This window comes from Pseudoselenomonas ruminantium (assembly GCF_900104055.1).
Taxonomy (GTDB): Bacteria; Bacillota; Negativicutes; order Selenomonadales; family Selenomonadaceae; genus Selenomonas_A; species Selenomonas_A ruminantium_C.
The window spans coordinates 144,035-151,187 of record NZ_FNJQ01000002.1; the positions used below are offsets into that span (position 1 = coordinate 144,035).

Here is a 7,153-nt window from a genome sequence, read left to right on the forward strand (position 1 = left end):
GCATTACTGGAGGGAGCGCTGATGTTAGCCGATTGCAAGAAAAAATTTGCTAATATTGACGATGCCTTCGCGCCGGTTCTGGTTTGCCGGAGGCATGCGGATGCTCTGGAAGTCCTGCATATTTCTGCAGGACTTTGTCGTACGTTCAAGTTGTCGCGGGAGGCACTGCTGCATGGTTTGGTGCTGCCGGTAAATGATATCGTGCATCCCGATGATATCGTACGAGTGTTGCGCTATATGCAGCGCAGCTATCTTGATCCGGATGAGCCACAGCAGTTCAGCTACCGTATGAAATTGCCCGGAATGACGGATTATATCTGGCTCCTGTCGGTGATTTACGGGCACCGCCTGCCGGATGACACGATTCTGCAATATATAACCAGTCTGGATATTACACAGGAGCAGCTGGCTCATAAGGAGCAGGAAGCAAAGTTTGAGCACACCAGCGCACTGCTGGAAAAGATTCTTGATACGACACAGACGGCGCTTTTCTGGAAGGATAGGGAGCGGCGTTTTTTGGGTGCGAACAAGGCCTTTCTCGATTATTATGAGTTTCCTTCGGATAAGGTCATCATTGGCAAGACGGATGAGGATATGGGCTGGCACGGTGAGGAGGAGCCGTTCAAGAATGATGAATGGCGGGTAATCCATTACGGTGAGTCAACCTATCGTGTGCATGGTCGGTGCATGAGCCATGGGGAGATGCGGGATATCGTGGCCAGTAAGAGCCCGCTGATTGAGAATGGTCAAATCGTAGGTTTGGTGGGCAGTTTTGAGGATGTCACCGATGAAATCCGTCGGCAGGAGCAGTCCAGGAAGCTCAATGTGCAGCTGCAGCAGGCTCTGGAGCGGGCGGAGAGCGCTAACCGGGCCAAGACAGCCTTCCTTTCCAATGTCAGCCATGATATGCGTACCCCACTGAATGGCATCCTGGGTATTGCTGAGCTGGCCGTCAAGACCGATGATATCAATAAGATGCGGGAATATCTGCAAAAGATCATGACCGCAGGTTCCCTGTTGAAGGATCTGATTAACGATACCCTGGAACTTTCCCGTATCGGCAGCGGCAAAAAGCAGCTGGATCTGGAAGTGGTGGAAGCTGACCACATGCTGGAACGGCTGATCACGTCTATCCGCTCCTCGGCAGAGCAGAAAAAAGTCAATTTTCATGTGGGGCTGGCGCTGGCAGAATTAGGTTTTGTGCAGGTTGACCGGCTGAAACTGTCCAAGGTGCTCTTGAATCTCCTGTCCAATGCGGTGAAGTTCACGCCCGAAGGCGGCGATGTGTGGCTGCTGGGGGAAATCCTATCCTCTGATGAGCAGCAGGGGCTTTGCCGGTTTACGGTAAAGGACAGCGGCATAGGCATGTCGCCGGAATTCATTCCGCGGATGTTCATGCTCTTTGAACAGGAAAATGCCCTGTCGGCGCAGGGCGTGCAGGGGACAGGACTGGGGCTTTCCATTGCCAAGGAGCTGCTGACGTTGATGGGCGGTGAGATTACCGTGGACAGCGTGCAGGGAAAAGGTACGACCTTTACGGTGGAGGTCAGCCTAGCCCGGGTTAATGTGCCGCATGGTGAGAAAAAAGACGAAGTGGATGAGAAGATAAACCTGAATAATCGGCAGGTGCTCGTCTGTGAGGATAATGAGCTGAACCGGGAAATCGTCACGACGATTCTGGAAATGAATCACCTGCGGGTATTGAATGCAGAAAATGGGGAAGAGGGAATCAAACGTTTCCTGGAGTCACCGGAATACAGCATTGAAGCAATCCTGATGGATATCCGCATGCCTGTATTGGATGGATTGGAAGCAGCGGCCCGGATTCGCGCACTTTCGCGGCCAGATGCCAAGCTGGTGCCCATCATCGCCCTGTCGGCCAATGCCTTTCAGGAGGATGTGGATGCTTCCCGCAAGGCCGGCATGGATGACCATCTGACCAAGCCTGTGGAGCCGGAAATATTGCTGAGCTGCCTGGCCGAGCATATCGGTGCTTATACGAAAAAACAGCAAGGCTGAAGGGAATGAGAAAGTTTTACCTGTGGCAAAACTGAAACAAAGGCGTTATAATGAAAGTTACATTTTAGTGACAGGAGCGATCTTTCCATGCTGACAGCCAGCGTCTTTGTGAATATTCCCGTAAAAAGTATAGCCAAAGCTTTTACCTACAGCGTGCCAGCCGAGCTTTCGTATCTGGAAGCAGGCTGGCGTGTTTTTGTGCCCTTTGGAGGGCGCAAGGTGGAGGGATTTGTTGTTTCGGTGGCGGAGCAGTCAGCAGCTGAGCTCGGGGATATGGCGGCAAAGCTCAAGCCAATTGAAGCGGCGGTGGACGAAGAAGCGTGGTTTTCGAAGGCAATGCTGCAGACCGCCAAGTGGTTAGCGGACTTCTATCTGTGTTCGCTGGCGGAGATGATGCGGCTATTCATGCCCGGCAAGAGCGGCATCAAGATAACGGTAATCTATCAGGCCGTGCCGGAGCAGGCCGAGCATCTGTTGCTGGCCATGCCTGCTTATCGCGCTGTATATGAGGCATTAGCTGTGGGCGGCGGCCTGTCGAAAACAGAACTGGGCCGGAAACTGCCCGAGCATAAGGACGACCTGCCGCAGATGCTGGAAAAGCTCAGTCAATACGGTGTGGTTGCTCGGGAATATCAGGCGGGCAAACGGGAAAAGGCCCGCTATGAGAAATTTGCCCAGCTGCTCGTTACGGTCACACCGGAACTTTTGGCAGATTTCAAGCGCAAGAAGGCCCAGCAGCATCTGTTGGAGCTGTTGGCGGCAGCGGAGCAGGGGCAGCTGCCATTTGCGGCGTTGAAGGCGCAGAAGGTGGCCACGGCTACGGTCAACAATCTGGCGGCGGCAGGCCTCGTGAAGATTGCCCAGCGCCGCGTGCTGCGGGACAGCTATGAACATGCCCAGGGAAATGCGCGGCAGGATATCACGCTGACAGAAGACCAACAGCAGGCACTGGATGCAATGGCTCCCTGGCTGGAGGAGTGCAAGCATCATGGCTTCCTGCTCAAAGGCGTCACGGGCAGCGGCAAGACGCAGGTCTATATCGAAATGACCAAGAAAATCCGGGCTTTGGGGCGGCAGGCCGTGGTGCTCGTGCCGGAAATCGCCCTGACCGGTCAGGTTGTATTGGCTTTCAAATCTTACTTTCCCGATGATATCGTTGTCATCCATAGCCGCCTGTCCATGGCAGAACGCAACGATGCCGTGGTGCGGGTGCGCCGCGGCGAAGCGGGCATTGTGATTGGCGCACGGTCGGCATTGTTTACGCCATTAGATAATATCGGCCTGATCATCATGGACGAGGAGCAGGATACGTCCTACAAGCAGGATGAGTCGCCGCGCTATCATGCCCGCGTAGTGGCAGAGGAAATGGCTCGGATTCATGGTGCAGTGCTCCTACTGGGCAGCGCAACGCCCTCCATGGAGTCCTATTATCGGGCGAAGCAGGGCGAACTGACCTTATTGACCATGCCCAAGCGCATCGGCAATATGCCTTTGCCCGTGGTCAAATGTGTGGACATGCGGCAGGAACTCAGGCTGGGCAACCGGCATATCCTGTCGCGGCTCCTGCAGCAGCTGATTGAGGAAACCATGGCGAAGAGACAGCAGATCATCATCATGCTGAACCGCAGAGGGTTCTCAACGTTTGTTATGTGCCGCTCCTGCGGTGAGGTTATCAAGTGCAGACTCTGTGGCCTGCCATTGGTCTATCATAAGAACGGCAGGCTTTCCTGCCATCATTGTGATGTGGCTGAACCGGTGCCCGATGTCTGCCCGAAATGCGGCAGCCGTTATATCAAATACTTTGGCTCCGGTACGGAAAAGCTCGAACAGGAATTGCATCAGCTGGTGCCTTCGGCCCGGGTAATCCGCATGGACCGGGATACGACCAATACGAAGTTTGCCCATCAGGAGATTCTCGACAAATTCCGCCGGCAGGATTACGACATCCTGCTGGGCACGCAGATGGTGGCCAAGGGACACGATATTCCCAATGTCACGGCGGTGGGCATCATCAGTGCGGATTCCAGCCTCAACATGCCGGACTTCCGGGCGGCAGAGCGCTGTTTCATGCTGATTACCCAGACTGCGGGGCGGGCCGGTCGGCATGAACATCAGGGGCGCGTGGTGATCCAGACCTACAATCCCGAACATTATGCCGTGACCTGCGGCATCGTGCAAGATTATGAGGGCTTCTATGAGCAGGAAATGAAACTGCGTCAGGGCTTGTTCTATCCGCCCTACAGCCGTATCGTAAAACTGCTGTTCCAGCATGAGGACGAGACTATGGCCAAGGGCAATGGACAACGCCTGGTCAAGGCGTTTGGTGAATATTTTGCTGGCGCGAAGGGACAGCAGGTCATTGGCCCGTCGCCGGCGGTGATTGCCCGGTTCCGTGGCATCTACCGCTTTGTGGTGCTGATCAAGACGGCAGACCTGCCGGCCGTGCAGGCTTTTTTGCGCAGCCAGAAGCTGCATCTGCGCACAGATGTGGCAATCGACATCGATCCGATCACGATGCTGTAAAACGACATTTGTGCAATTTTATGCGCAAAAATATGAAAAATAACAGGAATCGGGCGGTGGTTTGTTGAAATTTAAGTTATGGCATTTGACCGTAGAGAAAAAAACATAACAGTGTGACGAGGTGAATGATGATGAAGAAGTTGTTTACGTTGTTGACGGCGGCACTTTTGGCCTGCCTGCTGACGGCTGTTTCCTTTGCGGCCCCCAGTCCGGAGAAAATCGACAAGCAACGGGCTGAGATTGACACCTTGTCGGTGCAGGCCCTGAATAATCTGTACGCAAAGATACCCTCTTCGAAGAATGTCATCAAGAACTGCTACGCTTATGCGACCTTGAGCAATACGGGCATGAAACTCGGTTTGCTCGGCGATGCTCATGGCAGAGGCCTGGCAGTGAACAATGCCACAGGCGAAAAGGTATATATGCGCATGAAGGAAATGGGTGTAGGCATCGGTCTGGGGATAAAAGAATACGATCTGATCTTTGTCATCGGCACAGAAAAGGCTTGGAAATCCTTTATCTCCGGGGATATCAAATTTGCCAGTTCAGCAGATGCCTCGGCCAGTGACGGAAAGGTTGGCGGAGCCATAGATGGTGCTACCATTGCCGGCAATGGCATCTGGGTGTATCAGATGACGAAAAAAGGTCTGGCGCTGGAGGCATCCATCAAAGGAACCAAGATCTATGCCGATAAGAAGCTGAATAAACGCTGATGGCAGCAAGTGATTGCTGGTTCGTTTCAGCGTAAGTGTTTATCACATTGTTCAATCATTCGCTTCCTTCGCGGGAGCGAATTTTATTTTGCGATATGTTGATAAACATCTTTACTAAAATAATGAATTATCCGATAATAAATATAGATGAGAAATTTTATTGAATTTGAGATAGATGGGAGAAACGCAGATGAAAATGTCCAAGTCTTTAAGTTTGACCATTATCGCAGGAATCATAGCAGGAAGCCAAGCGGCAGTGGCCGCAGCGCCGGCAGGCGGGATGGATGCCAGTGCACAGTTGGAAAGAGAGCGCAGGGCCATGGAACGGGAGCGTGCGCTGGAGCAGATTGCGGAGGATGAAGCTGCTAAAAACAAAAAGGCAGAGCAGGCGGAAAAGTCTTCTGCAGCAGAAACAGGACAGGAAATCCGCTTTGATTTGAAGCAGGTGAACTGTACTTTCTCGGAGATTTTGGCACAGGATGAGATCCAGGCTGTTACAGGTAGTTATATTGGCCGTCAGGTCACGTTAAAGGTTTTGCAGGAGATGGCAGAGAAGATCACGGACATCTATCGGCAGAAAGGCTATATGACCTGCGGAGCAGTGCTGCCGCCGCAGCGTATCCATGACGGGGTCGTGGAAATCCGCCTGATCGAGGGGAAGACAGGCGAGGTCACGATTAAGGGAAATCGTTATACTAAAACCAAATACATTGCCGACCGGCTTTGGCTGACGGCTGGAAAAATTGCTAATACGGACAAGCTGAATCGTGACCTGCGCTGGTTTCATGGCACGAATGACATACAGCTGCGGGTCGTGCTGAAGCCCGGTTCTCAGGAGGGGACCACCGACTATGAGATCATGGCTTTTGAACCGCAGAACCAGACGGTGACACTTTACGTGGACAATGATGGTTATGAAACCAGCGGACGCTGGCGGGAGGGGCTTTTTTACAACATGCGGAGCCTGACTGGTCATCGGGATGCACTCAGGAGCAGTTTCCTGCGCAGTCAGGGCACCAAAGCCTGGTCTCTGGGATATAGTTTCCCTGTTTCCAAAAAGGGAATGCGGCTGGACCTTAATTATGCGGCCAACAGGACGGAAGTGACCAAGGGAGAACTTAAGCCCTTAGGTGTAAAGGGGAAGTCTGCTTCCTATTCATTGACCTGGCGTGTGCCTTTCCATATGACGGAGCATTCCCGTCATGAGGCAGGCCTGCAGTATGTCCATCAGACGGCAGAAACGGATCTGGGGCATGGAACACGTCTGGTAGTGCCCTGGGTGGATGACAAGATCCGGCGGGTGATACCGTATACATCCTTCACGCATTATGGGAATTCTACGGTATTTTATCACAAACACTCCTTTGTCCTTGCGCGGCGCAGCGATATCGACGGTAAATCGGATACAGCGAGCCTTTACCGCCTCAATTCGTTCTGGCAGAAACGTTATAAGAATGGGCAGTTCTGGCAGGGCAGGCTGGATGGACAGTGGAGCTCTGCGGATAATCTGGCCTCATCTGACCGCTTCTTCATCGGCGGCGTCAACAGCGTCCGGGGTTATGAGGAGGGATTTATCGGCGGTGAACGGGGGTTGACGGCAGGAATTGAGTACCATATCCCTCTGGACAAGGCGAAACGTTTTTATGTATTCCCCTTCTTTGATTGGGGAACTGTAGCCGGAGAGACCGCTCCGGAACACCGGAATCTGATGAGCACGGGTGTGGGACTTGAGGCGAAATATAAGTATCTGTATAGCACACTCAGCGTGGGATTCCCCATAAAAAAAGATTTTTACGAGAAACATCTGGACAGCACAAGATTTGACTTCAGTTTGTCGGCCACGTTCTAAGCCGTGCAGGAAGCCTGAGCTGCCCTGATGTCATAAGGACAGAAAATGG

4 protein-coding genes are annotated in these 7,153 nt (G+C 52.9%); all 4 read left to right on the forward strand.

The window, feature by feature from the left end; translation table 11 throughout:
• Positions 1 to 21: 21 nt before the first annotated feature.
• Positions 22 to 2,019 carry a PAS domain-containing hybrid sensor histidine kinase/response regulator gene (locus tag BLQ59_RS01715; protein ID WP_074571182.1) on the forward strand — a complete coding sequence of 666 codons (1,998 nt, stop codon included), beginning with the start codon at positions 22 to 24 and terminating at the stop codon, positions 2,017 to 2,019.
• 87 nt (positions 2,020 to 2,106) lie between these two features.
• Positions 2,107 to 4,542, forward strand: coding sequence for a primosomal protein N' (gene priA / locus BLQ59_RS01720; protein ID WP_074571184.1), 2,436 nt, complete (start codon positions 2,107 to 2,109; stop codon positions 4,540 to 4,542).
• A 125-nt stretch (positions 4,543 to 4,667) separates the two neighbouring features.
• Positions 4,668 to 5,255 (forward strand): lipid-binding SYLF domain-containing protein, encoded by a 588-nt coding sequence (locus BLQ59_RS01725; protein WP_256324571.1) that lies wholly within the window; start codon positions 4,668 to 4,670, stop codon positions 5,253 to 5,255.
• Between the two features lie 190 nt (positions 5,256 to 5,445).
• On the forward strand, positions 5,446 to 7,104 hold the full coding sequence (locus BLQ59_RS01730; RefSeq protein ID WP_074571187.1) for a ShlB/FhaC/HecB family hemolysin secretion/activation protein: 1,659 nt from the start codon (positions 5,446 to 5,448) through the stop codon (positions 7,102 to 7,104).
• Positions 7,105 to 7,153: the final 49 nt, after the last annotated feature.

What these genes read in the sequence shown, in the direction of transcription:
- BLQ59_RS01715 (WP_074571182.1), top strand. Translation starts at nt 22, where the DNA reads ATGTTAGCCGATTGCAAGAAAAAATTTGCTAATATTGACGATGCCTTC.
- priA (WP_074571184.1), top strand. Translation starts at nt 2,107, where the DNA reads ATGCTGACAGCCAGCGTCTTTGTGAATATTCCCGTAAAAAGTATAGCC.
- BLQ59_RS01725 (WP_256324571.1), top strand. Translation starts at nt 4,668, where the DNA reads ATGATGATGAAGAAGTTGTTTACGTTGTTGACGGCGGCACTTTTGGCC.
- BLQ59_RS01730 (WP_074571187.1), top strand. Translation starts at nt 5,446, where the DNA reads ATGAAAATGTCCAAGTCTTTAAGTTTGACCATTATCGCAGGAATCATA.